Below are 21,425 nucleotides of genomic sequence, written 5' to 3' on the forward strand. Positions count from 1 at the left end.
CCAGGTGCCCGGCCTCTAGCGCACGCCCAGGCGCCGGCGCAGGTCGCGGGCCGTGGCCAGGACGTACTCGATCTCGGCGGGGCTGGGCCACGGCGCGCTCCCGGGGCGCAGCAGCGTTCCGCGTACCGACGCCAGGTGCTCGATCGCGCTCCGGTGCACCCCGCTCCGCTCGACCAGCCACCCGATCACGTCGGAATGGTCGTGCAGCGGCCTGGTCACCAGGTCCCAGGTGCCCAGCACCTCGGCCAGGTCCGAAACGGAGAGCGAGACGCCGCCCCTGCGCCCGGTCGCGGCCGCGGCGAGCTCCGCCCTCGCGGTCAGCTCCGGCTCGGCGTGCCGGCCCCAGGTGGCCGGCGGCGGATCGGACAGCCAAGTCTGCGCCTCGCCCACCTCGCCCGTCACCGACAGCAGCCCGCCCAGCTCGACGGCGGCCCCGCGGTGCCCGGCCCGCGCCGCCTGCCTGAACCAGTGCTGCCCGCCGGCCATGTCGCCGAACTCGGCGATCAGCAGCAGGCCGTAGTTGAAGGCCGACTCGGCGTCCCCGCCGGCCGCCGCGCGGCCGAACCAGTGGCTGGCCGCAGCGCAGTCGCCCAGCTCCACGCAGACGAACCCGGCCATCCGCTGATCGTGGACCCGCCCCGCCGCTGCCGCCTGCTCGAACCAGGCGCGGGCCGTGCGCAGGTCGCCCCTGGACAGCGCGACGCCGCCGAGCTGGGAGGCGGCTCCCGGGTGCTCGTTCCTGGCGGCCAGCCGGTAGTACGCCTCCGCGCCCTCGGGATCGCGGCCGGCGTCCAGGTAGAGGCCCATGCAGTACGCCGAGTCCGCGTGGCCGCCCCTGGCCGCGTACTCCCACCAGCGCACGGTCTCCTTGTCGTCGCCCGATGCGTAGGCCAGGAAGCCCAGGTCGTGTGCCGATGTGAGGTCGCCGTCGGAGGCCGCCCTGCGGTGCCACTCCCGTGCCGCCCCCAGCTCGCCCGCGTCCTCGCACATCAGCGCCAGCCTGCGGGCCGCCGCCCTGGACCCGCCGAGGGCCGCCCGCTCGTACCAGAGCCTGGCGGCCCCGGTGTCGCCGCGCTGCTCCAGCAGGAGCGTCGCCAGATTGGCGGCGGCCTCGGAGTCGCCGGTGCCGGCCGCGAACTCGTACCAGGTGACCGCTTCCTCCAGGCTGCCGTGTTTCTCGTGCCAGACGCCCAGGTTGTAGGCGCTGTCCACGTTGCCGGCGGCGGCCGCCCGTTCCCACCAGTGCTTGGCCGCCGCGCGGTCGCCGTGCTGCGCGTAAAGCTTGCCGAGCCGGTGCGCGGCCTGCGCGTCACCCGCACGCGCGGCGGCCAGCAGCTCGGGCTCGTCTCCCACCCGCGGCGCCGGTACGGACGGCGCCGCCACCTCTCCTTGCCAGGCCATGGCGAACAGAGTGGCACGTGATCGCGTGATTGCGAACAGTAATCGCCGACACGGCGCTACAGGAAGTTGATGCGGCCTGTATACATGCCCATCCCGCACACGTACCGCAGTGACCCTCGCGGTTGCGGCGGCAGGCGCACGGTGGCCGGCAGCGCGACGTCGCGCCCGCCGATCGTGACGGTGCCGGTGCATCCCCGGTCCGCCAGCTTGAACACCACATCGACGGGCACGCCCGCGCGTGCCGTCACGACGGCCGGGCGGTACCCCTCACGGGTCGCCCAGATGGTCACGGTCTGCACGCCGGACCCGGTGGTGGGTGGGGTGCCGCCGATCGTGCCGCCGGCCCAGCCGCCCAGGTTGAGGCCGGCGCCGATGGTCCAGAGTCCGGCGGCGACGGCCACGACCCCGGCGAGCCGGGCCAGCCGGGTGCGTGAGAGGCGCCGCAGCACGTAGCCGAGCAGCGCGAACGCCGGAGCGGTGCCGACGACGAACCCCGCCATGGCCGCCGCCCCCGCGACCGGGGAGCCGCTGGAGATCGCGATCATCTCCATGCCGAGCGTCACCCCGCAAGGCACCAGGACGGTGGCCGCGCCCAGCAGCGGCGCCCGGTACCGGGAAGGGGCGTCAGCCGCGGCCGGAGCCGCGCAGCGCCCCCGCCTCATCAGCCGGACCGCGAAGACGATCACCGTGACGCCGGCCGCCACGAGCAGCGCCCCGCGCGCCCGCGGAGGCAGGCTGACGGCCGAGCCGAGCAGCCCGAGCAGCGCCCCGGCCACGCTGTACGAGGCCAGCCGCCCCGCCAGGAACCAGCCGACCAGCGCGGGATCGCGCCCGTGGCAGCCGTCGACCAGCCCCATGAGCAGCCCGCCCTGCGCCGCGGCGCACGTGGCCGTCCCCGCCACGAGCCCGGCGGCGGCACCACCGGCGAACAGGGTGAGGACGCTCAGCCATGACTGCACTGGCCGCAGACTTCCGCGACAGACCGCATACCTGTCCCACTTCCACGAGTCCGGTATACGCAACCTAACGCGACGCCGTGGATGCGGCCAGTGACAGTGTTTGCGCCTTTGGTGATGGTTACGCTGCGCCGCCCCGGAGCACGGACATCCGCTCGAAGTACTCGTCGTCGCTCATCTCGCCGCGGGCGTACCGCTCGGCGATGATCCGCTCCGCAGAGGCGGTGGGCGACGTGGGGGAGGTGGGCGAGGCCGGGGCGGGCCTGTGGTGCGGCGCCCACCAGCCCTTGCGCCGGGCGGTGATGGCGAGCGCGACGACGGCGACCCAGAACAGGCCCCAGAAGAACGGGATGATCGGCCAGAAGCTGTGCATGTCTCCTCCTCGGTGTCTGCCTCCAGGGTCGTCGGCGGAGCGGCTCGCCGAATCGGACGTCAGGCGCTGTTCCTGATTCGCCCCAGGGAGTGTTCATGAAGGCCGGACGTACGCCCGTGGGGGTAGGACGCCGGTGCGTTTCATCGTCCGGAGGACGGGGGCGGTCTCGAGCGTCTGGACGGCGTCCAGGGCGCTGACCCGTTCGGTGAGGTAGCGGTAGAGATCGGCGTTGTCGCGGCAGACGGCGGCGGCCAGGAGGTTCGTCGGGCCGGTGGTGACGCCGGCGAAGGAGATCTCCGGATGGCCCGCGAGGGTGGTGGCCACATGGAGGAGCTCCGAGGGGCGTACGGACATCCACAGCCTGGCCTCGGCGCGGTAGCCGAGCAGCCTGGGGGAGTAGTCGAGCTGGATGTTGAGCGCGCCCGACGCCCTGAGCTGGTTGAGGCGGCGCTTGACCGTGGACTCCGACCAGCCGGTGGCCCTGGCCAGCTCCGCGTACCCGGCCCGGCCGTCCTCGGCCAGCACGCCCACGAGGCGGTGGTCCTCCTCCTGCAGGACGATGCCATCAGATCCAGTACGCGGCTCGGGGCGCAGCCGGTCGGCCTGCTCCTCCGTCAGCCAGGCCAGCCCCCGCCAGCCGCCCGGCACGGCGAAGCCCCGCAGGAGCGAGTGGGCGGTCATGCCCAGGACGCGGCTCGTCCTCGGCAGCTTCTCCAGCAGGACCGCGTCGGGTGACTGGGTGAAGCAGGAGATCTCGGTGCCGCCCGACAGCAGGTGCACCCAGTACGTGTCGGGCCGCCTGGCCAGGGCCTCGGCGATGGCCGTGCCGGCGTCGGGCGTGCAGCGCACGCGGATGGTCCAGGGCGTGTAGCCGAGGAGCAGGCCGTCGAGGCCGCCCACCACCCTGAGCGCGCCCGCCGCGGTGAGCCTGCGGTAGCGGCGGGCCACGGTCTGCTCCGAGACGCCCAGCACGTCGGCGATCCTGGCGAAGGGGGCACGGCCGTCGATTTGGAGGGCGTGCACCAGCCCGCGGTCGACGGCGTCCAGTTCGGCGGATTCCATCTCAACAGGGTAGTTCGATGGAGGAAAGCGGCCGATATGCCCCCGGCAATTGGGGCGGCTTGGGGGCCCGAGCCAGCCTTGGACACATGATTCTCGTAACAGGAGCCACCGGGAACGTCGGACGCCAGGTCGTCCACCAGCTCGTCGAGGCGGGCCACCCCGTACGCGCCATGACCCGTGACCCGTCCTGGGCGGCCCTGCCCGCGGCCGCCGAGGTGGTCAAGGGCGACCACGGAACCATCGACCGGTGTCTGGACGGCGTGGAGTCCGTCTTCCTCATCTGGCCCTTCCACACCGCCGACCTCGCCGCCGGCGTGGTCGGCGCGATCAGGCGGCACGCCCGCCGCATCGTCCTGCTCTCCTCGGGAGCGGTACGCGACCAGCCCGACTCGGCCGTCGGCCTGTCGCACAACGAGCTCGAGCAGCGCGTCGAGCAGTCGGGCCTGGCCTGGACCATGCTCTGGCCCAGCACGTTCGCCGCGAACGCGCTCTGGTGGCGCGGCCAGATCCGCTCGGGAGACGTGGTGCGGGGCGCGTTCGGCGCGCTGAAGATGGCCATGCTGCACGAACGCGACATCGCCGCCGTGGCCGTACGGGCGCTCACCTCGGAGGGCCACGACGGCGCCCGCTACGTGCTGACGGGGCCGGAGGCGCTGAGCCAGGTCGAGCAGGTACGGATCATCGGCGACGCGCTCGGGCGCCCGCTGCGCTGGCAGGAGCTCAGCCGGGAGGAGGAGCGCCAGCGGCTGCTGGCCGACGACGACTTCCCGGACTCGTTCGTGGACGCCCTGCTCGACGGCTACGCGCAGATGCTCGACGGCCCGCCGCCGGCCCTGACGAGCACGGTCGAGGAGGTCACCGGACGGCCCGCGCGGTCCTTCGCCGAATGGGCGAAGGACCACGCGGGAGACTTCTAGGGCTTCACCACCATCGCGCTGCCGCCGCCGCGGCGGACCGGCTCGGCGACGGCCTGGACCCGGCCCCTGCCGACGAACTCCAGCGCGGTGGCCGCCCCGATCTCCGGGTTGAGCGCGAAGCTGTGCCCCTTGGCCTCCAGCTCGGCGCGGTACTTGTCCAGGAATGCCTGCTCGGCCTGCGTCTGCGCGGTGTTGCGCTGCGTGGCGCGGGGCGCGGCGAGCGCGTCCGGCAGGTTCATCCCGAACTCGTACCGGTTGACCAGGATCTGCAGCACGGTCGTGATGATGGTCGAGCCGCCCGGCGACCCGACCGCGAGCACCGGCCTGCCGTGCTCGAACACCAGCGTGGGCGCCATCGACGAGCGCGGCCGCTTGCCGGGGCCGGGCAGGTTGGGGTCGCCGGGCGCCGGGCCGAACGTGAAGTCGGTGAGCTCGTTGTTGAGCAGCACGCCGCGACCCGGCACCACGATGCCGTTGCCGCCGGTGGACTCGATGGTCAGGTTGTAGGCGATCACGTTGCCCCACCGGTCGGCGACGACGAGGTGCGTGGTCTCGGGGCCCTCGTCGGCGATCGGGGTTGAGCTGCCGGTGGGCTGGGCGCAGGGCTCGTACGAGCCGTCCGGGCTGCCGGGCGCCGCCGGACCGGCCATCGCCCTGTCACCGATCAGGCAGGCCCGCTCCTTGGCGAAGCCGTCGGACAGCAGCTCCTTGAGCGGCACGCCGGGGATGTCGCCGACGTACTTGCCGCGGTCGGCGAAGGCCAGCCTGGACGCCTCCAAGTACTCGTGCAGGCCGACCTGCGGCAGGGCCTGGAGGATGTTGAGTGCCTCGCCGACCGTCGAGCCGCCGGAGGACGGCGGCGCCATGCCGTACACGTCCTTGCCGTTGTAGGAGATCTTGGTGGGTTCGCGCTGGAGCGCGCGGTAGGCGCGCAGGTCGGACAGCTCCATCAGGCCCGGCCGGACGTTGCGGGTGCTGCCGGGGGTGACCGGCGGCTGCTTGACGGTGGCCACGATCTCCTTGCCCAGCTGCCCGCCGTACAGCCAGCCGGGACCGCGCCTGCCGAGCTCCCGGTACGTGGCCGCCAGCTCGGGATTCCTGAACACCGAGCCGACGGGCGGCGGAGCGCCGTTCGGGAGGTAGAGCTTGGCCGTGGAGGTGAAGTCCTTGAACCGGGCCTGGTTCGCGGCGGTCTGGTCGTGGAAGGTCTGGTCCACGACGAAGCCCTTGGAGGCCACGTCGATCGCGGGCTGGAGTGCTTGTCTGAGCGAGGTCGTGCCGAATTTCCGTAGGGCCAGGTCCCAGCTCGCGACCGTGCCGGGAATGCCCGCCGACAGGCCGCTGGTGACGCCCTCGTCGAACGGGATGCCCTCGAACGTGGTCGAGGTCATGGCCTGCGGGGCGGTCTCGCGGCCGTCGATCGTGAAGACCTTGCGCTGCCTGGCGTCGTAGTACACCATGAAGCCGCCTCCGGCCAGGCCCGCGGAGTACGGCTCCGTGACGCCCAGCACCGCGCCCGCGGCGACGGCGGCGTCCACCGCGTTGCCGCCCCTCCTGAGCACGGAGATGGCGGCCTTGCTGGCATCGAGGTCGACGGTCGCGACGGCACCGCCGTACCCCTCCGCGACCGGGACTTTCTGCTCTGGCTCGGCCAGCACGGGCGGGGCCGACACCAGAGAGACGAGGACTGCTGCTGCAGGGACGATCGCTCGGCGCATGGTATTTACCATGGCCTACGTACGCCCGTGGCGGTAGGCCCCCCTCCCACACAGGGATGATGCGCTGGTCAGAAGGCTGATCTAGCGTAGGGCTGTGCGTAGGAAGTACGGCTTCGACCCCTATCTGGCCCTCATCGTGGCTGCCGCCCAGTTCGTCGTCGGCATGGGCGCGTCCTGGGGGCAGCGGGAGGAGCGGGTGCCGATCGTCGGCCACCCGTACGCCTTCGCGCTGCTGCTGGTCGGGCCGCTGGCGATCCTGCTGCACCGCCGCTTCCCGCTGCTCACCGCCGCCGCCGCGCTCGGCGCCTGCGACCTCTTCCTGGCCGCCGGCTTCCCCTACGGCCCCAGCTTCATCAGCCCGGGGGTCCTGCTCTTCCTGCTGGTCACGCGGGGCAAGCGGCTGATGGCCTGGGTCATGGCGGGGATGACGGTGCTGTCGTTCATCACCTACGCCTGGCTGATCGGCAACCGCGACCTCTTCCACAGCGTGTGGATCCTGACGTTCATCATGCTCTTCATGGTCGTGGCCGAGCTGGTCAGGATCGTCAGGGAGCGCCGGGCCGAGCGCGAGCGCATCGCCGAGGAGGAGGCCAGGCGGCAGGCCAGCGAGGAGCGCCTGACCATGGCGCAGGAACTGCACGACGTGCTCGCGCACAACATCTCGCTCATCCACGTCCAGGCGTCCACCGCCCTCCACCTCATCGACGACAACCCCGAACAGGCCAGGACCGCTCTGTCCGCCATCAAGACGGCGTCCAAGGAGGTTCTGGGTGAGTTGCGCTCGGTCCTGAACGTCCTGCGCGAAGGCGCGCCCCGTTCCCCCACGGCCGGGCTCGACCGCCTCGACGACCTGGTCGAGCGCTCCGGCATGGATGTGACGCTCAAGCGGGTCGGCTCGCGCCCGCTGCCGCCCGCGGTGGAGCGGGCCGCGTACCGGATCGTGCAGGAGGCCCTCACCAACGCCGCCCGGCACGCCCCCGGCTCGTCGGTGAACGTGCGGCTGGAGTACGGCGAGCGCGAGCTGGCCATCCACGTCGCCGACACCGGCGCGACCACCACGCCCGTGCTGTCCGAGGAGGGCAGTGGCAACGGCATCCCCGGCATGCGCGAGCGGGCCTCCGCGCTGGGCGGCACGCTGGTCGCGGGCCCCCTGTCCACCAGCGGGGGCGCCGGCTTCCAGGTCGAGGCCAGGCTGCCACTACCCGAGGAGACTTCATGATCAAGGTGCTGCTGGCAGACGACCAGGCGCTGGTCCGCGCCGGCTTCAAGGCGCTGCTGGATGCCCAGCCGGACATGACCGTGGTGGCCGAGGCGTCCGACGGCGCCGAGGCGGTCCGGCTGGCGGGCGAGCACCAGCCGGACGTGGTGCTCATGGACATTCGCATGCCGGGCACCGACGGCCTGACCGCCACCCGCCAGATGCCGCCGGGGCCGCACATCATCATCCTGACGACGTTCGAGCTGGACGAGTACGTCTTCGAGGCGCTGCGCGGCGGCGCCAGCGGCTTCCTGGTCAAGGACACCGAGCCGGCCGAGCTGATCCAGGCCGTCCGGGTGGTCGCGGCCGGGGAGGCGCTGCTGTCGCCGAGCGTGACGCGCCGCCTGATCGCCGAGTACGCCTCACGCGCCAAGGAGCCGGTCGCCTCCGCCGGGCTCGACCAGCTCACCGAGCGCGAACGCGAGGTGCTCGCCCTGGTCGGGACCGGCATGACGAACGACGAGATCGCGGCCAAGCTGTTCATGTCGCCGGCGACCGCGAAGACGCACGTGAGCCGGACCATGATGAAGCTGCACGCCCGCGACCGCGCCCAGCTCGTGGTCATCGCGTACGAGTCGGGTCTGGTGAAACCCGGCTGGCTCTGAATCACCCGCTCGCGGGGACCCCGAACCATTGCCCGGCCGCTTCCGCGAGCCCGTCCGCGCCCGCCCAGGCGACGTAGCCGTCGGGGCGGATCAGCAGCGCGTCGGCGGGCGGGTCGTCGGCGCGGGCCCTGACCACCTCGATCCAGTCGTCGTCGAGCACCACTCCGCAGCCGAGGTCGAGCAGCACGGGCCTGGCCGCGCGCATCAGCTCGGCCAGCCGCCGCCCGTCGGCCAGCGCCAGGTCGGGAGCGAACCGGCCCACCAGCGGGTGCACGGCTTCTGCCCCGGATCCCCGGCCCGAGCCGGAGCCGGTGTGCAGGCCGGGCTCCGAGCCGGTGCGCGGGTCGGCCTCTGAGCCGGTGCGCGGGTCGGCCTCTGAGCCGGTGTTGGGGGCGGGAGCGTACCGGACGCCCGAGTCGTGCAGCAGACCGGCGAGGTGGCGCAGCGGCTGCTCGAAGGCGAACACCTCGGTGAGCAGTTCCCGCAGCGCCGCGCCGTCCTCGCCCTCCAGCCGGTCGAGCGCCGCCTGCGCGCGGGTCTGCATGAGGGCCCGCTCGGCCACCGGCCGGCGCTCGGATTCGTACGTGTCCAGCAGCCCATCGGGCGCCCGCCCGTTGAGGGCGGCGGCCAGCTTCCAGCCCAGGTTGGCCGCGTCCGTCATGCCCACGTTGAGCGCCGACCCTCCCGCCGGGAACAGATGCGCGGCGTCCCCGGCCAGGAACACCCTCCCCGTCCGGTACCGTTCGGCCAGCCTGGCCTGGGAGACCGTGCTCGACAGCCAGACCGGCTCGCCCAGCGGCAGGTCCCGCCCGAGCACCCGCCGCACGGCCGCGCCGAAGTCCTCGGGCGTCACGGGTCCGTCGGGCGGCTCGCCCTTCTCGCGCACACCGGCGATCAGTACGCCGTGCTGGAGCGAGGTGAGCAGCAGGCGGCCGTGCGGGGTGCGGTTCCAGCCCGGCTCGAGGCCGTGCAGCTGCGGTGACTCGAACACGCTCGCGTCGGCGGCGAAGTGCCCGAGCCGCATCACCTCAGGGTCGGTCGTGCCGGGGAAGCCGATCCCGGCCAGCTTCCGTACCAGGCTGCGCCCGCCGTCGCAGCCGACCACGTAGCGGGCCCGGACGCGACGCCCGCTCCCATGGGGCCTGTCCACGAGGTCGAGCGTCACGCCCTCGCCGTTCTGGGCGAGCGAGAGCACCTGGCAGCCTCTCCTGATCTCGGCTCCGAGCTCCACCGCACGCTCCGCGAGCAGCCTCTCCAGGCGCGGCTGCTGGATCATCAGCAGCTGTAACGGCACGTCATCGATGCCCGCGAAGCGCAGCGGCACCGAGCCGAACGGGAATCCGGGCGCCCGGCCCGCGAACGGGCTGCCCGCGCTGAAGCGCTCCAGCAGGCCCCGGTGGTCGAGGAGCTCGATGATCTGCCCGCCCAGGCCGTTGGCCCTGGGCAGCTCGCTCGGCTCCGGTCTCTTCTCCAGCACGATCGGGCGGGCGCCGGCAAGGCTCAGCTCGCACGCGAGCATGAGTCCCACGGGCCCGGCCCCCACGATCAGCACATCTTCCATGTCTGTCAGGCTAGATTGACAACTCCACGGCTGTCAATCTAGCCTGACAAGCGTGGACGTTACAGAGCTCTCCGAGCGGATCAGGTCGAACGATCCGGCCATGGGGCTGCGGGCGGTGGGCGCGCTGCACCGGCTGGCCGAGCAGGTCGAGGCGGTGTCGGTGGCGCTGGCCAGGGAGCAGGGCTGGACCTGGGAGCAGATCGGCGACGCGCTCGGCATGTCACGGCAGTCGGTGCACGCCAAATACGGGAAGTGAGGTTTTCGCGATGTTCGGCTTCGAGAAGAGCAAGTTCGGGGTGATCGTCAAGAGCGCGTTCGAGGAGGCCAGGCAGCGGGGCGACCGCCGGGTGGGCACCGAGCACCTGCTGCTCGGCGCCCTGCACGACGCCGACCTCGCCCGGGCGCTCGGCGTGGACGTGGCGGGCGCGCGGGCCGGGCTCGAGGAGCTCGACCGGGCGGCGCTGCGCATGCTCGGCCTGGAGGTCGGCGACATGCCGCGGACGCCGCGCAAGCACCCGCCGGTCCCCAGCACGGGGCTCACGTCGAGCGCCCGGGCGGTCATCAACCAGGCGATCAAGGGCACGACGATGAAGACCAGGGCGGTCGAGGGGCCGCGGCAGCTGGTGCTGACCTTGCTCGCGCAGGTCCGGCCCGACCCGGTGGCGCAGCTGATCGACCAACTCGGCATCGACCGCACCGCGGCGCGCAGCCGGGTGACCTGACGCTTGCACCTGCCGGCCCGACAGGCCCCGCTGCGGTGCGTAGGCGCGGCGGCCGGGGCGGAAATTCGATTGAATGCCCGGCTGAACCGCTGACAAGGTCGAAGCATGCGCCGCACCTATGACGACCTCGTTCAGGAGGCCGCCACGGTCTCCGTGGACGGCTGGGACTTCTCCTGGCTCGACGGCCGGGCCAGCGAGGAGCGGCCCTCCTGGGGCTACGCCAGGCTGCTCGGCGAGCGGATGGCCGGGGTCGAGGCCGCGCTCGACCTCCAGACCGGCGGCGGTGAGATCCTGGCCGGCGTGCCCAGGCTGCCGCCGGTGACCGTGGCGACCGAGTCGTGGCCGCCCAACCTCGCGCTGGCCGCGTCCCGGCTGCGGCCGCGCGGCGCCTGGGTGGTGGAGGACGACGACGAGCCGCGCCTGCCGTTCAGGAGCGGCGTCTTCGACCTGGTCACCAGCCGTCATCCGGTGCGGACGTGGTGGGAGGAGATCGCCCGCGTGCTGCGGCCCGGCGGGGCCTACTTCTCGCAGCAGGTGGGTCCGTGGAGCGTCGCGGAGCTCACCGACTACTTCATCGGGCCGCACGACGGCTCGTCACGAGACCCCGAGAGGGCCAGGGCGGAGGCGGAGTCGGCCGGGCTGGAGGTCGTGGACCTGCGGTTCGAGCGGCTGCGGATGGAGTTCCACGACATCGGGGCGGTGATCTACTTCCTGCGGAAGGTGATCTGGATCGTGCCGGGGTTCTCGGTCGAGCGCCACGCGGACAGGCTGCGGGAGCTGCACGAGCAGATCGAGGCGGAGGGGCCGTTCGTGGCCCACTCCTCGCGCTTCCTCATCGAGGCGAGGCGGCCCGCTCAGTAGATCAGCTCGTACGCCTCCGGCTTCACCCTCCGGGTACGCGCCCAGTACTCGAAGGTGAAGCCCGGCCAGATCGTCCGGTTCACTCCGTGCTCGTCCAGATACCAGGAGGTGCAGCCCCCGGCGTTCCAGACGAGAGGGTCGAGCCGTTCGCGCAGGCGGCGGCCGAACGCCCGCTGCACCTCCGGCCTGACCTCGACGGCCCTGGCCCGGGTCCTGGAGAGCAGGCGCAGGCAGTCGATGACGTAGCGGACCTGCGACTCGATCATGAACACGACCGAGTTGTGCCCGAGGCCCGTGTTGGGGCCGAGCAGGAAGAACAGGTTGGGGAAGCCCGCCGTGGTGATGCCGTAGTAGGTCTCGATGCCGTCCTGCCAGGCGTCCTGCAGCTTCAGCCCGCCCCGGCCGACGATGTGCTGGTCCTGGATCGCCTCCACGACCTTGAACCCGGTGCCGTAGACGATCACGTCGACCTCGTGCTCGGCGCCGGCGGCGTCCACGATCGAGTGCGGCCTGATCTCGGTGATCTCATCCGTCACCAGCTCGACATTCTCCCTGGTCAAGGCCGGGTAGTAGTCGCTGGAGATGAGGATGCGCTTGCAGCCGATCAGGTAGTCGGGGGTGAGCCGGCGGCGCAGGGCGGGGTCGGGGACCTGGGCTTCGAGGTGCCTGCGGGCCAGTTTCTCGTGGGCCTTCATGAGGCGCGGATCGACGGCGAAGCCGAGCGCCCTCGACTCCAGGGCCCAGTAGATGGCGCCGCGCATCGCCCTGGCCAGGCCGGGCGCGCGCAGGAGCCGGCGTACGCCCGGCGAGAAGGCGAAGTCCGGCTTGGGGTGGAGCCACGGGGGCGTGCGCTGGAAGACCGTCAGGCGGCCCGCGACGGGGGCGATCTGGGGGACGAACTGGACGGCCGAGGCGCCGGTGCCGATGACGGCGACGCGCTTGCCGGCCAGGTCGATCGAGTGGTCCCATTCGGCGGAGTGGACGGCGGGTCCGGCGAAAGACTCGCGTCCCGAAATTTCGGGGAATTTCGGGATGTGTAGGGCGCCGATGGCGGAGACCACGGCGTTCGTGCGGAACATCTCCCCGTCGTCCGTGGTGACCGTCCAGTCCCGCCGGGCGTCGTCGTATTCGAGGGCGACGACGCGCTTGCCGTACCGGATGTGCGGGGTCACGCCGTACTTGTCCGCGCACGAGCGCATGTACTCCCAGATCTCCTCCTGCGGGGCGAACATCCGCGACCAGTCGGGATTCAGCTCGTACGAGTAGGAGTACATGTGCGAGGGCACGTCGCACGCGCAGCCGGGATAGGTGTTGTCGCGCCAGGTGCCGCCGAGCTCCGCGGCCTTCTCCAGGATGACGAAGTCGTGGAAGCCCGCTTCCTTGAGCTTGATGGCCATGCCGATCCCGGCGAACCCGGACCCGATGATCGCCAACCCTGGCATTGGACCTCCCGGGGGCGCACGCTTATTGGACGCTCAATCCAATATAATGAGCGCTTCCCCATGAGGTCCATAGTGGGTCCCACGGTGACGGAACGACAAGAACCCGCCACGGCCCCCGCGGCGGGTCGATCCGGTCTATGGGCTACTTCAGCAGGAGGAAGGCGGCGACGCCGAGGATCACGATCACGGCCACGACCGCGATGATGGGCACGAGGGGCGACTTCTTGGGCGGGACGGCGGCTTCCTGCTCGCGGCGCTGCGCGAAAGCCTTGAACTGCTGGGTGTTGCCCGCCGGGTCGATATGCTGGTCAGACATGGCCAGCAGCCTAGCGTGAGAGCCTGTTCCGTTTGCGGCGTTTGGCGGGATCAATACGGCAGGCTGATTAGGGGACCACCCCACCCGGCGGATAGCTTTAAGGCATGCTCAGGACCCTGCTCTCGCCCCGTGTCATGGTGTTGCACCTGCTCACGGCAGTGGTCCTGGTCGCGTTCATCCTGCTCGGGCGCTGGCAGCTCGGCGTTTTCCAGGACTCCGGCAAGCCGCACGCCGCCACGGATCCGGGCCCCGTCGCGGTCGGCACGCTCGCCCCGGTGGGTCCGCAGCTGAGCGGTGAGGTCGTGGGCCGCAGGGTCACGGCGGAGGGCGTCTACGAGCCGGATCGCCAGCTCCTGGTCGCCGACCGGCCGGCCGACGTCGACGCTCCCGGCGGCAACGTCTCGCGTGACCGCGGCTACTGGGTGCTCACGCCGCTCAGGCTCGACGACGGCACGCTCATGCCGGTCGTACGGGGCTGGACGGCCAAGGCCGACGATCCGGCGGTCGCCGCGGTGCCGCAGGGCAAGGTCGCGGTGCCCGGACGGCTGCGGCCGCAGCAGGGCACCGACAGCGTGCAGCGGCGCGCGGAAGGGCTGCCTGCCGGCCAGGTGCAGACGGTGTCCACGGGTGAGCTGGTCAACCTGTGGAGCGGTCAAAGGGTGCGGACCGGCTATGTCGTGGCGCAGCCGCCGTCGGGCTCGTTGACGCAGGTCAAGGTGCAGCCGCCGGTGGTGGGTGGCACGCTGACCTGGCGTAACCTGGCGTATGCCGCCAACTGGTGGATCTTCGCCGGGTTCGCCGTGTTCATGTGGTTCCACTTCGTACGCGACGCCGTACGAAACGATCGGGACCGTGCAAAGTCCCCTGAGATGGCTCTGGAAGGTTAATCGTGGAATCGGCTCTGAAGCCCTTCCGGGTGCTCGCGTACGTGGTGGGCGTCATGCTGCTCGTGCTCTGCGTGGCCATGGTGATCCGGTACGGCTTCGACAACCCGGCGATGTCGAAGGTCGTCGCCCCCATCCACGGCGGGCTCTACATGATCTACCTGGTCACGGTCATGAACCTGGGCATGAAGGCGCGCTGGACGTGGCCGTACATGCTCGGCGTCATGGTCGGGGGCACGGTGCCGTTCCTGTCGTTCTATGTCGAGCGCAAGGTGACCCAGCGCGTGCTGGGAGCGCAGGCGGCGGCGACCGCGGAGGCCTGAGCGCGGCGGGGGCCCGGCGAGGCCCCCGCCGCCGGGGGCTCAGCGGCCGATGCCGCGCCTGCGGGCCCTCTTGAGCCGCTCGCGCTGCGACGGGTCGAGCATCAGGTAGCCGACCACCGGGGCGGCGACCACGCCGAGGATGACCAGCAGGGTGACCCATCCGGCCCCGAAGAAGATCAGCGAGAGCAGGACCGCGGCGCCTGCGCCAATGGCGTACTTCTGGACTGGCGACATACTCAACTTCCTCCGAACACGGAGCGCACGCCCCGCCTCTCCCACATTCTGCGTCGCCTGACCAACGAGTGAACCCACCGTCTTGGTTCCGCTCGCGATGTATCTCAATCTTTACGCGGCTGCCGTACGGACTCCAGGTCGCGGCGGAGCTCGTCCGGAGTGGGACGTTCCAACGGATCGCCGGACAGCAGGCGGATCAGGACGGGAGCGAGCGCACCGGCCCTGGCCAGCGGCGCGCCCGGCGCGGGCGGCACGCCCTCGACGGCGGCGAAGAGCGTGGCGCCCAGTGACCAGAGGTCGGCGGCCATGGTGGGGGCGGCCTCCGGGGCCGTGTAGGCCGGCAGGGTCCCGGACTTCAGCAGCGGGATCAGCCGCGCCCGGCCCTGGGCGTCGACGAGGACGTTGCCCGGCTGCACCCCGCCGTGGAACGTCTCCGCGGCCTGGAGCTGGTCGATCAGGGAGAGCCCGATCGCGGCCACCTCGGGGACCGGCAGCGGGCCGCCCGTCTCGACGATCGCGTCCAGCGGGCGGTCCACGGCCACGAGCTGCAGGGTCTCGCGTATCACGTCGAGCGGCGGCGGCCCCGACGGGTGGAGCATGGCCCTGACCAGCGACCTGAGCGGGTCCGCGCCCTCCGCGGGCACCTGTCCCGGCGGGCGGCCCTCCACCGCGAAGTGCAGCGTGGCGGCCAGGGACCACAGGTCGGCGGAGGGCAGCATGCTGAGGCTGGGGAAGCCGAAGCCGGTCAGCACCGCGCGACCGGTCGGGGCGAGCAGGACGTTGCCCGGCTCGACGCGCCCGTGGACGATCCCGGCCTCGTGCGCGACCGTCAGCGCCGCGAGGAGGCAGACCCCCACCCGGGCCGCCTGCGCCACCGGCAGCGGGCGGCGCGAGCGTACGGTGTGCTCCAGCGACGCCCCTGACACGAACTCCATGACCAGCCAGGGCGTGCGCTCCTCGACCACCACGTCCAGCACCCGCACGATCGAGGCGTGCCGCAGGCCGGACGCCCTGCGCGCCTCCTGCAGCGCGACGTCGCGCAGCTCGGCGGGGACCCGCAGCTCGCGGACCGCCACGTCACGGTGCTCCGACTCGTCGAAGGCCAGGCGGACGGAGCCCGTGCCCAGGGGGTTCAGCAGCCGGTAGCGACCGGCTAACTTCCTGGTCTCACCCATGTCGAGGTGCACCATAGCGCACGTTCGTCACGATGGGTCACCGGCCAGCCAGGCCTCATGCGCGTCGTTCACCTTGCGCCAGAGCTTCTCCTTGTCCTCGGGGCTCACGTCGTCGAGCGGCAGCAGGAAGATGTCCGCCAGCGCCGCGTAGTAGTCCGGCGCGCTGTCCAGGGTGACCGGGTGGACGCTGCCGCCGAGCCGGCTCAGCACCAGCCCGCGCAGGATGTCCGCGCCGTACGCGTCACGTCGCAGGATCGCGGCCGTGCGTACGAAGCCGGACGTCGGCGACGTGGTCAGCTGCCGGTGCATCTCCACGAACGCCGACATGTCCGTGGGAGCCGGATCGAAGTCCATGCCCTGGAACGAACCAGCCGGATCATGCTCGAACCGCCAGCCGCCCGCCGCGACCTCCGACGGGCGGAGGACGAACTCGAACGGACCCTGCCGGTACGTGCCCGCGATCAGCGGGAGCGGCGCGTGGAGCCCGTCGCCGAGCCCGACGTCGGCCAGCCACTCGCCGCCGGGATTGTCCTCCGACGGCAGGCCGCGCACGGTGAGCACCAGGTGGTTGGCGGTGATGCCGGGCTCGCCGCCGCGGCCCTGGATGCCGCCGACGTGCCTGGTCACGTCGTACCCCAGCGCCCTGAGCAGCTCCGAGAACGCGCCGTTGAGGTGGTAGCAGTATCCGCCGCGCCCGCGGATGATGCGCTCCGCCGACTCGACGGGATCGACGGTGGTGGTGCGGCCGAGCCAGATCTCCAACGCCTCGTACGAGACCTTCTCGATGTGCGCGATGTGGAGGGCTCGCAGGTTGTCCGCGCTGGTGGGGGCGTTGATCAGGTGAGGCAGGCCGAGGCGGCTGAGGTATCCGGCGGTGTTCACGAGGCAAGTCTGCACTGTTTGTGCACAGATTTAGGAGTGTCGTCTGCACAGGGCGCTTCTAGGCTTTCGTAACGTGGCAGAGCAGCGACGCATCCTCGTGGTCGAGGACGATGTGACGATCGCGCTGGCCGTACGGAACCGGCTGGCCGCCGAGGGCTTCGACGTCAGGGTGGCCGGCGACGGGCAGGACGCCCTGATCCAGTACGGCAGGGCGGAGCCCGACCTGGTGATCCTCGACCGGCTGCTGCCGGGGCTCGACGGGCTGGAGGTGTGCCGGCGGATGCAGGCGGCCAGGCCGGTGCCCGTGCTCATGCTGACGGCGCTCGGCGAGGAGACCGACGTGCTGGTCGGGCTCGGGGTAGGGGCCGATGACTACCTGGCCAAGCCGTTCAGCATGCGCGAACTGGTGGCCAGGATCCACGCGCTGCTGCGCAGGGTCGAGCGGGCGGCCCAGCTCGCGGCCGAGGACACGGTGATCAGGGTGGGCGAGGTGGAGATCGACACCGCGGCCCGCCGGGTGTTCGTGGGGGGTGCGGAGGCGCAGCTCACCAGGACCGAGTTCGACCTGCTGCGCCGGCTGGCCGAGCGGCCCGGGCAGGTCTTCGAGCGGGACCGGCTGTTGTCGGACGTGTGGGGCTTCTCGGAGGCCGCGGCGACCAGGACCGTGGACAGCCACGTACGGGCGCTGCGCCGCAAGCTGGGCTCCGACGTGGTGCGTACGGTGCACGGCGTCGGTTACGCGCTGGTCCGCCGATGAGGCCGCTCGACTTCCTCGGCCGGATCAAGGTCAAGCTCGGCATCGTGATCGTGCTGGCCGTGGGGACCGCGTTCGTGGTGAACGAGGTGGGCCTCAACTCCGGCCTCTCCCGCGAGGTACGCATCGCGGTCGCCGTGGTCCTGGCGCTGATCATGGTGCAGCTCCTGGCCATGGGGATGACCAAGCCGCTGCGCCAGATGGCCAGCGCCGCCCAGACGATCGCCAAGGGCCGGTACGGGCTCCGCGTGACCGCCACGTCCCGCGACGAGGTCGGTGAGCTGGCCAGGGCGTTCAACGCGATGGCGGCCGACCTCGGCGAGGTGGACCGGCAGCGGCGCGAGCTCATCGCGAACGTCAGCCACGAGCTCCGCACCCCCATCACGGGCCTGCGCGCGGTCCTGGAGAACGTCGTGGACGGCGTCTCCGCCCCCGACCCCGTCACCATGCGGACCGCCCTCTCCCAGACCGAGCGCCTCGGCCGCCTCGTGGCCCAGCTGCTGGACCTGTCGCGGCTCGACTCCGGCGTGCGGCTGATCGAGCCGGAGCCGATCGAGCTGGCGCCACTTCTCGAGCAGGCGGTCCGCGAGGCGTCGCTGGCCCGCGAGGACGTCGCGATCCGGCCGTCGGCACCCGCCGACCTGGTGGTGCGCGCCGACCCCGACCTGCTCGCCCAGGTCCTGGCCAACCTCCTCGACAACGCGGTACGGCACAGCCCGCCGGACGGGGTGGTCACCGTGAGCGCCCTCCCTGAAGGGGACGGGGTCCGGCTGACGGTCGCCGACCGGGGGCCGGGGATCCCGCTCTCGGCCCGGGCGCGCGTGTTCGAGCGCTTCTCCCGGCTGGACACGGGCCGGGCGGCGGACTCCGGTGGTGCCGGGTTGGGGCTGGCCATCGTGAAGGAGATCGTCGAGCTGCACGGGGGTTCCATTCGGATCGACGAGGGTGCGGGGTGCCGCATGGTCGTCGACTTACCAGGGAGGACGACGATGGCGGACGTGCCGTTAGAGGGTGAGCGGGGGACGGGGGACGACCGGCTGCCGTCCGCGGCTCCGGCTGCGTCCCTGGTTGCGGCGGCGGACGCGGCACCGCCAAAGGAGGGCACGCCGATCGGGGCGGTCCCGGCCGTGGGTCATCTCCCGGCCGATGCGGCGGCGGACACGGGGGCCGGCGAGGCCGGCTTGGCGGCAGGCACGGGGGCCGGCTTGGCAGCAGGCACAGGGGCAGGCGGGGCCGGCTTGGCGGCAGGCACGGGGGCCGGCGAGGCCGGCTTGGCGGCGGGCGACGAGGTCGCTGCTGGGCTCGGCGCCGCGGCCGGTGGCAGCGCGCCCGTCGGCGTCCCGGCGGTCGGCCTCACGTCCGGCGGCGCTTCCGTGTCCGAGAGCGAGGGCGTGGCATCGGGTCGAGCGGCAGGCGCTGACGCGACTGCCGGGCTTGCGGCGCTCGCGGCTTTGGCGACGGCGAGCGCGCCCGGCACCGACGCGGTGGGCGTCGCGTCCAGCGGTGGCGGCGCGGGTGTCGTGTCGGGCGGTGGCGGCGCGAGTGTCGCGTCGAGTGGTAACGGTGCAGGCGTCGCGTCGAGCGGTGGCGGCGCACGTGTCGTGTCGGGCGGCACCGACGAGGTTGGTGTCGTGTCGGGCGGTGGCGGCGCAGGTGTCGTGTCGGGCGGCGGCAGTGGCGCGGGTGTGGTGTCGGGCGGCGGTGTCATGGTGGAACCCGCGCTCGCCGGCGACGCGGCGGGTGCCGCGTTGAGGGGTGGTGCCGTGGCTCCAGCACTCGCGCCCGGCGGAGGTGCGGGTGGGGGTGGCGTCGTGGGGCCGCCGCCTACGGGTGGCGGGTTTGCCAGGATGATCGGTGGCGGCATCATCGGCCTGCTGATCGGGTTCCTGGTCGGTCTGTTCGCCGCCGTGCTCGTCAGCGTGACGGTCGGCGACGGGCTGGCGCTGGTCACGTTCATCCTGTGCATCGCGTTCATGGGCGCGGTCGGCGCGGCGCTGGGCGCCGGTTCGGGACGCCGCGCCGCCGCTGCCGCCTACCAGGCGGCGCAGGTCGCGGCATATCAATCGATGGCCCAGGCCACGGGTTACCCGCCGCCGACTCAAGGGGCGGGCGGTCCAGCGGCCCAGAGCGGTCCTTCAGGGCAGGCGCAGGCACACGGCGCCGGTCTCTCGGCGCAGCAGGTGGGAGGTCCCGTGGCACATGCTCAGGGAGGTCCCGTGGCACATGCTCAGGGCGGCCCTTCGGGGCAGGCGCAGGCCGGTGGCTCGGCGCACGGTCAGGCCGGCAGTGCGGCGTATGGTCAGGCCGGTGGCTCGGCGCACGGTCAGGCCGGCAGTGCGGCGTATGGTCAGGCCGGTGGCTCGGCGCACGGTCAGGCCGGCAGTGCGGCGTATGGTCAGGCCGGTGGCTCGGCGCACGGTCAGGCGGCGCACGCGGTGCACGGTCAGGCGGCGCACGCGGCGCACGGCCCGTACCGGCAGCAGGTGGGGCCGCCACCGTACGTGCCGCCGCCGCTCTTCCCCAGGCCCCAACTGCCCGAGCCGCCCCGCTGGCTGCTGCCCGCGGCGGCCGGGGCGGGGGTGTTCGCGGCGGTGGCGCTGCCGGACGCGCAGGTCGGGCTGGGGATCGTGCTGGTCTCCATGGTGCTGGGGGCGGCGGCGCTGCCTGCCGTGATGCGGCGGATGACGCCGTGGACGGTGGCCTTCGGGGTGACGGCGTACTTCCTGATCTCCATGGCTGCGGTGCGCGACGCCGACTGGCTGGTCGCGATCCTGCTCGTGGCAGGGGCCGGGCTGGGCGCGCTGGCCGTGTCGGGAGCGGGAGCCGGATGGCTGGGCGTGATCAGGGGCGGGGTGTCCGTGCTGCTCGCCGCTCTTGGCCCGGTGGCGTGGTTCCTGGCGGAGCCGTTCAAGCGGATGTCGCCCAAGCGGCGCGTCATGCCGGCGCTGGCCACGCTGGGCATCACCGCAGTGCTGCTCCTGGTGTTCGGGCTGCTGTTCGCGTCGGCGGACGCGGTGTTCGCCTCCTTCGTGGAGCGGCTGACCACCGCGCCGGACTGGGCGGACTCGGCGCCGCTGCGGATCTTCCTGTTCGTACTGTTCGCCGTGCTGCTGGCCGCCGTGGTGCTGGTCGCGCTCAGACCGGTGATCGACCCGGTGGGGCCGGACACGAAGTTCAGGGTGAGCAGGAGTCTCTGGATGGTTCCGCTCACGGCGGTGAATCTGCTGTTCGCCCTTTTCGTGGCGGTCCAGATCACCGCGCTCTTCGGCGGCAACGCCTGGGTGCTGAAGACGGCCGGGCTGACCTACGCCGAATACGCCAGGCAGGGATTCTTCCAGCTCGTGGTGGTCAGCGTGTTCGTGCTGGGCATCGTGGCGGTCGCCGGCGGGCTGCTCAAGGTCGAGCGGCGCGAGCGCCTGCTGCTGGCGCTGCTGCTCGGCGTGCTGTGCGGGCTGACCATGGTGGTGCTGGCCTCGGCCCTGCACCGCATGAACCTCTACACCGACGCCTACGGCCTGTCCAGGTTGCGGCTGTCCGTGCAGGCCACGGTGTGGTGGCTGGGCGCGCTGTTCGCGCTGGTGCTGCTGGCCGGTGCGGCCCGGCTCCTGGGCCGCGGGTCCGGCTGGCTCCCGCGTACGGTCGTGCTGGTCACCGGGCTGAGCCTGGGCGCGTTCGCCCTCGTGAACCCCGACCTCCAGGTCGCCCGCACGCAGGTCGAGGTGCGCGGCGTCACCAAGATGGACTCCGACTACCTGGGCGACCTCGGCGCGGAGGCGGTGCCGGCCCTGGACCGGCTGCCCGAGCCGCAGCGCAGCTGCGTGCTCGCCGACGTGGTCGCGGCCAACGGGTTGAACCGTCCCGACCCCTGGAACGGCTGGAACCTGGACCGGGCCCGCGCCCGCGAGGTGCTGGCCGCCCGGCCCATCGACAAGTCCGCGCAGTGCTCCCCGGCGTACTCGCGCGGCTCTGATTGAATCTTGG

21 protein-coding genes are annotated in these 21,425 nt (G+C 72.3%); 10 read left to right on the forward strand and 11 right to left on the reverse strand.

The genetic code is table 11. The features are described 5' to 3' along the window. Positions 1-15: 15 nt before the first annotated feature. The 4 genes from AB0H84_RS34015 to AB0H84_RS34030 all read right to left on the reverse strand — a co-directional run bounded on the left by AB0H84_RS34015 (position 16) and on the right by AB0H84_RS34030 (position 3,792). Complete coding sequence (locus tag AB0H84_RS34015) at positions 16-1,401, reverse strand: tetratricopeptide repeat protein (RefSeq protein ID WP_357613508.1); 1,386 nt, start codon at positions 1,399-1,401, stop codon at positions 16-18. Between the two features lie 56 nt (positions 1,402-1,457). After that, complete coding sequence (locus AB0H84_RS34020; RefSeq protein WP_357613511.1) at positions 1,458-2,360, reverse strand: sulfite exporter TauE/SafE family protein; 903 nt, start codon at positions 2,358-2,360, stop codon at positions 1,458-1,460. A gap of 118 nt (positions 2,361-2,478) precedes the next feature. After that, positions 2,479-2,730 (reverse strand): hypothetical protein, encoded by a 252-nt coding sequence (locus AB0H84_RS34025; RefSeq protein ID WP_357613514.1) that lies wholly within the window; start codon positions 2,728-2,730, stop codon positions 2,479-2,481. Positions 2,731-2,823: 93 nt separating this feature from the next. Further along, complete coding sequence (locus tag AB0H84_RS34030; protein ID WP_357613517.1) at positions 2,824-3,792, reverse strand: Lrp/AsnC family transcriptional regulator; 969 nt, start codon at positions 3,790-3,792, stop codon at positions 2,824-2,826. 86 nt (positions 3,793-3,878) lie between these two features. On the opposite strand from AB0H84_RS34030, the gene AB0H84_RS34035 reads away from it, so the two are divergent. Continuing rightward, positions 3,879-4,709 (forward strand): NAD(P)H-binding protein, encoded by an 831-nt coding sequence (locus tag AB0H84_RS34035; RefSeq protein WP_357613519.1) that lies wholly within the window; start codon positions 3,879-3,881, stop codon positions 4,707-4,709. On the opposite strand, the gene ggt is transcribed toward AB0H84_RS34035, so the two are convergent. Further along, positions 4,706-6,427 (reverse strand): gamma-glutamyltransferase, encoded by a 1,722-nt coding sequence (gene ggt / locus AB0H84_RS34040; RefSeq protein WP_357613522.1) that lies wholly within the window; start codon positions 6,425-6,427, stop codon positions 4,706-4,708. The two genes, AB0H84_RS34035 and ggt, sit on opposite strands and share 4 nt — an antisense overlap. Before the next feature lie 94 nt (positions 6,428-6,521). Between ggt and AB0H84_RS34045 the strand changes: the two genes are divergently transcribed. Together AB0H84_RS34045 and AB0H84_RS34050 are read left to right on the forward strand one after the other, a co-directional pair. Next, a complete protein-coding gene (locus AB0H84_RS34045) occupies positions 6,522-7,646 on the forward strand; it encodes a sensor histidine kinase (RefSeq protein WP_357613525.1) in 1,125 nt (374 codons plus the stop codon). Beyond that, entirely contained in the window at positions 7,643-8,290 is a 648-nt protein-coding gene (locus AB0H84_RS34050; protein ID WP_357613528.1) for a response regulator transcription factor, read from the forward strand. Before AB0H84_RS34045 ends, AB0H84_RS34050 begins: the two co-directional genes overlap by 4 nt. A 1-nt stretch (position 8,291) precedes the next feature. On the opposite strand, the gene AB0H84_RS34055 is transcribed toward AB0H84_RS34050, so the two are convergent. Further along, positions 8,292-9,851 (reverse strand): FAD-dependent oxidoreductase, encoded by a 1,560-nt coding sequence (locus AB0H84_RS34055; protein ID WP_357613531.1) that lies wholly within the window; start codon positions 9,849-9,851, stop codon positions 8,292-8,294. A 100-nt stretch (positions 9,852-9,951) separates the two neighbouring features. Here AB0H84_RS34055 and AB0H84_RS34060 point away from each other — a divergent pair, with 100 nt between their 5' ends. The 3 genes from AB0H84_RS34060 to AB0H84_RS34070 all read left to right on the forward strand — a co-directional run bounded on the left by AB0H84_RS34060 (position 9,952) and on the right by AB0H84_RS34070 (position 11,434). Beyond that, positions 9,952-10,107, forward strand: a complete 156-nt coding sequence (locus tag AB0H84_RS34060; protein WP_091081925.1) for a helix-turn-helix domain-containing protein — start codon at positions 9,952-9,954, stop codon at positions 10,105-10,107. A gap of 10 nt (positions 10,108-10,117) precedes the next feature. Next, positions 10,118-10,573 carry a Clp protease N-terminal domain-containing protein gene (locus tag AB0H84_RS34065; protein WP_357613534.1) on the forward strand — a complete coding sequence of 152 codons (456 nt, stop codon included), beginning with the start codon at positions 10,118-10,120 and terminating at the stop codon, positions 10,571-10,573. Between the two features lie 105 nt (positions 10,574-10,678). Continuing rightward, the gene (locus AB0H84_RS34070) at positions 10,679-11,434 is read left to right on the forward strand and encodes a class I SAM-dependent methyltransferase (protein ID WP_357613537.1); all 756 of its coding nucleotides are present in this window, start codon (positions 10,679-10,681) and stop codon (positions 11,432-11,434) included. Here the strand turns inward: AB0H84_RS34070 and AB0H84_RS34075 are convergent. Together AB0H84_RS34075 and AB0H84_RS34080 are read right to left on the reverse strand one after the other, a co-directional pair. Continuing rightward, positions 11,428-12,876, reverse strand: a complete 1,449-nt coding sequence (locus tag AB0H84_RS34075; protein ID WP_357613540.1) for an NAD(P)/FAD-dependent oxidoreductase — start codon at positions 12,874-12,876, stop codon at positions 11,428-11,430. The genes AB0H84_RS34070 and AB0H84_RS34075 overlap by 7 nt on opposite strands. Positions 12,877-13,018: 142 nt before the next feature. Then, positions 13,019-13,192: a hypothetical protein gene (locus tag AB0H84_RS34080; RefSeq protein WP_344996276.1), complete on the reverse strand. Its 174-nt coding sequence runs from the start codon at positions 13,190-13,192 to the stop codon at positions 13,019-13,021. A gap of 104 nt (positions 13,193-13,296) precedes the next feature. Between AB0H84_RS34080 and AB0H84_RS34085 the strand changes: the two genes are divergently transcribed. Then, a complete protein-coding gene (locus tag AB0H84_RS34085; RefSeq protein ID WP_357613543.1) occupies positions 13,297-14,079 on the forward strand; it encodes an SURF1 family protein in 783 nt (260 codons plus the stop codon). Between the two features lie 2 nt (positions 14,080-14,081). Next, positions 14,082-14,399, forward strand: coding sequence for a DUF3817 domain-containing protein (locus tag AB0H84_RS34090; protein WP_357613545.1), 318 nt, complete (start codon positions 14,082-14,084; stop codon positions 14,397-14,399). 39 nt (positions 14,400-14,438) lie between these two features. Here AB0H84_RS34090 and AB0H84_RS34095 read toward each other — a convergent pair whose 3' ends face one another. The 3 genes from AB0H84_RS34095 to AB0H84_RS34105 form a co-directional block, all read right to left on the reverse strand. After that, positions 14,439-14,633, reverse strand: coding sequence for a hypothetical protein (locus AB0H84_RS34095; protein WP_344996267.1), 195 nt, complete (start codon positions 14,631-14,633; stop codon positions 14,439-14,441). A 104-nt stretch (positions 14,634-14,737) separates the two neighbouring features. Further along, positions 14,738-15,808, reverse strand: a complete 1,071-nt coding sequence (locus AB0H84_RS34100) for a protein kinase (protein WP_357613548.1) — start codon at positions 15,806-15,808, stop codon at positions 14,738-14,740. Between the two features lie 27 nt (positions 15,809-15,835). Then, a complete protein-coding gene (locus AB0H84_RS34105; RefSeq protein WP_357613551.1) occupies positions 15,836-16,690 on the reverse strand; it encodes an arylamine N-acetyltransferase in 855 nt (284 codons plus the stop codon). 73 nt (positions 16,691-16,763) lie between these two features. Here AB0H84_RS34105 and AB0H84_RS34110 point away from each other — a divergent pair, with 73 nt between their 5' ends. Beyond that, positions 16,764-17,447 carry a response regulator transcription factor gene (locus AB0H84_RS34110; RefSeq protein WP_357613553.1) on the forward strand — a complete coding sequence of 228 codons (684 nt, stop codon included), beginning with the start codon at positions 16,764-16,766 and terminating at the stop codon, positions 17,445-17,447. Beyond that, a complete protein-coding gene (locus tag AB0H84_RS34115; RefSeq protein ID WP_357613556.1) occupies positions 17,444-21,418 on the forward strand; it encodes a DUF4153 domain-containing protein in 3,975 nt (1,324 codons plus the stop codon). Before AB0H84_RS34110 ends, AB0H84_RS34115 begins: the two co-directional genes overlap by 4 nt. The last annotated feature ends 7 nt before the right edge of the window (positions 21,419-21,425 follow it).

It is taken from the genome of Nonomuraea sp. NPDC050786, assembly GCF_040654115.1.
Lineage (GTDB): Bacteria > Actinomycetota > Actinomycetes > Streptosporangiales > Streptosporangiaceae > Nonomuraea.

Excerpts from the sequence above, each read along its gene's own strand:
- AB0H84_RS34060 (WP_091081925.1), top strand. The coding sequence starts at position 9,952 with ATGGGGCTGCGGGCGGTGGGCGCGCTGCACCGGCTGGCCGAGCAGGTC.
- AB0H84_RS34055 (WP_357613531.1), bottom strand. The coding sequence starts at position 9,851 with ATGGAAGATGTGCTGATCGTGGGGGCCGGGCCCGTGGGACTCATGCTC.
- AB0H84_RS34030 (WP_357613517.1), bottom strand. The coding sequence starts at position 3,792 with ATGGAATCCGCCGAACTGGACGCCGTCGACCGCGGGCTGGTGCACGCC.
- AB0H84_RS34085 (WP_357613543.1), top strand. The coding sequence starts at position 13,297 with ATGCTCAGGACCCTGCTCTCGCCCCGTGTCATGGTGTTGCACCTGCTC.
- AB0H84_RS34070 (WP_357613537.1), top strand. The coding sequence starts at position 10,679 with ATGCGCCGCACCTATGACGACCTCGTTCAGGAGGCCGCCACGGTCTCC.
- AB0H84_RS34065 (WP_357613534.1), top strand. The coding sequence starts at position 10,118 with ATGTTCGGCTTCGAGAAGAGCAAGTTCGGGGTGATCGTCAAGAGCGCG.
- AB0H84_RS34075 (WP_357613540.1), bottom strand. The coding sequence starts at position 12,876 with ATGCCAGGGTTGGCGATCATCGGGTCCGGGTTCGCCGGGATCGGCATG.
- AB0H84_RS34100 (WP_357613548.1), bottom strand. The coding sequence starts at position 15,808 with ATGGGTGAGACCAGGAAGTTAGCCGGTCGCTACCGGCTGCTGAACCCC.
- ggt (WP_357613522.1), bottom strand. The coding sequence starts at position 6,427 with ATGCGCCGAGCGATCGTCCCTGCAGCAGCAGTCCTCGTCTCTCTGGTG.
- AB0H84_RS34015 (WP_357613508.1), bottom strand. The coding sequence starts at position 1,401 with ATGGCCTGGCAAGGAGAGGTGGCGGCGCCGTCCGTACCGGCGCCGCGG.
- AB0H84_RS34080 (WP_344996276.1), bottom strand. The coding sequence starts at position 13,192 with ATGTCTGACCAGCATATCGACCCGGCGGGCAACACCCAGCAGTTCAAG.
- AB0H84_RS34050 (WP_357613528.1), top strand. The coding sequence starts at position 7,643 with ATGATCAAGGTGCTGCTGGCAGACGACCAGGCGCTGGTCCGCGCCGGC.
- AB0H84_RS34035 (WP_357613519.1), top strand. The coding sequence starts at position 3,879 with ATGATTCTCGTAACAGGAGCCACCGGGAACGTCGGACGCCAGGTCGTC.
- AB0H84_RS34025 (WP_357613514.1), bottom strand. The coding sequence starts at position 2,730 with ATGCACAGCTTCTGGCCGATCATCCCGTTCTTCTGGGGCCTGTTCTGG.
- AB0H84_RS34115 (WP_357613556.1), top strand. The coding sequence starts at position 17,444 with ATGAGGCCGCTCGACTTCCTCGGCCGGATCAAGGTCAAGCTCGGCATC.
- AB0H84_RS34095 (WP_344996267.1), bottom strand. The coding sequence starts at position 14,633 with ATGTCGCCAGTCCAGAAGTACGCCATTGGCGCAGGCGCCGCGGTCCTG.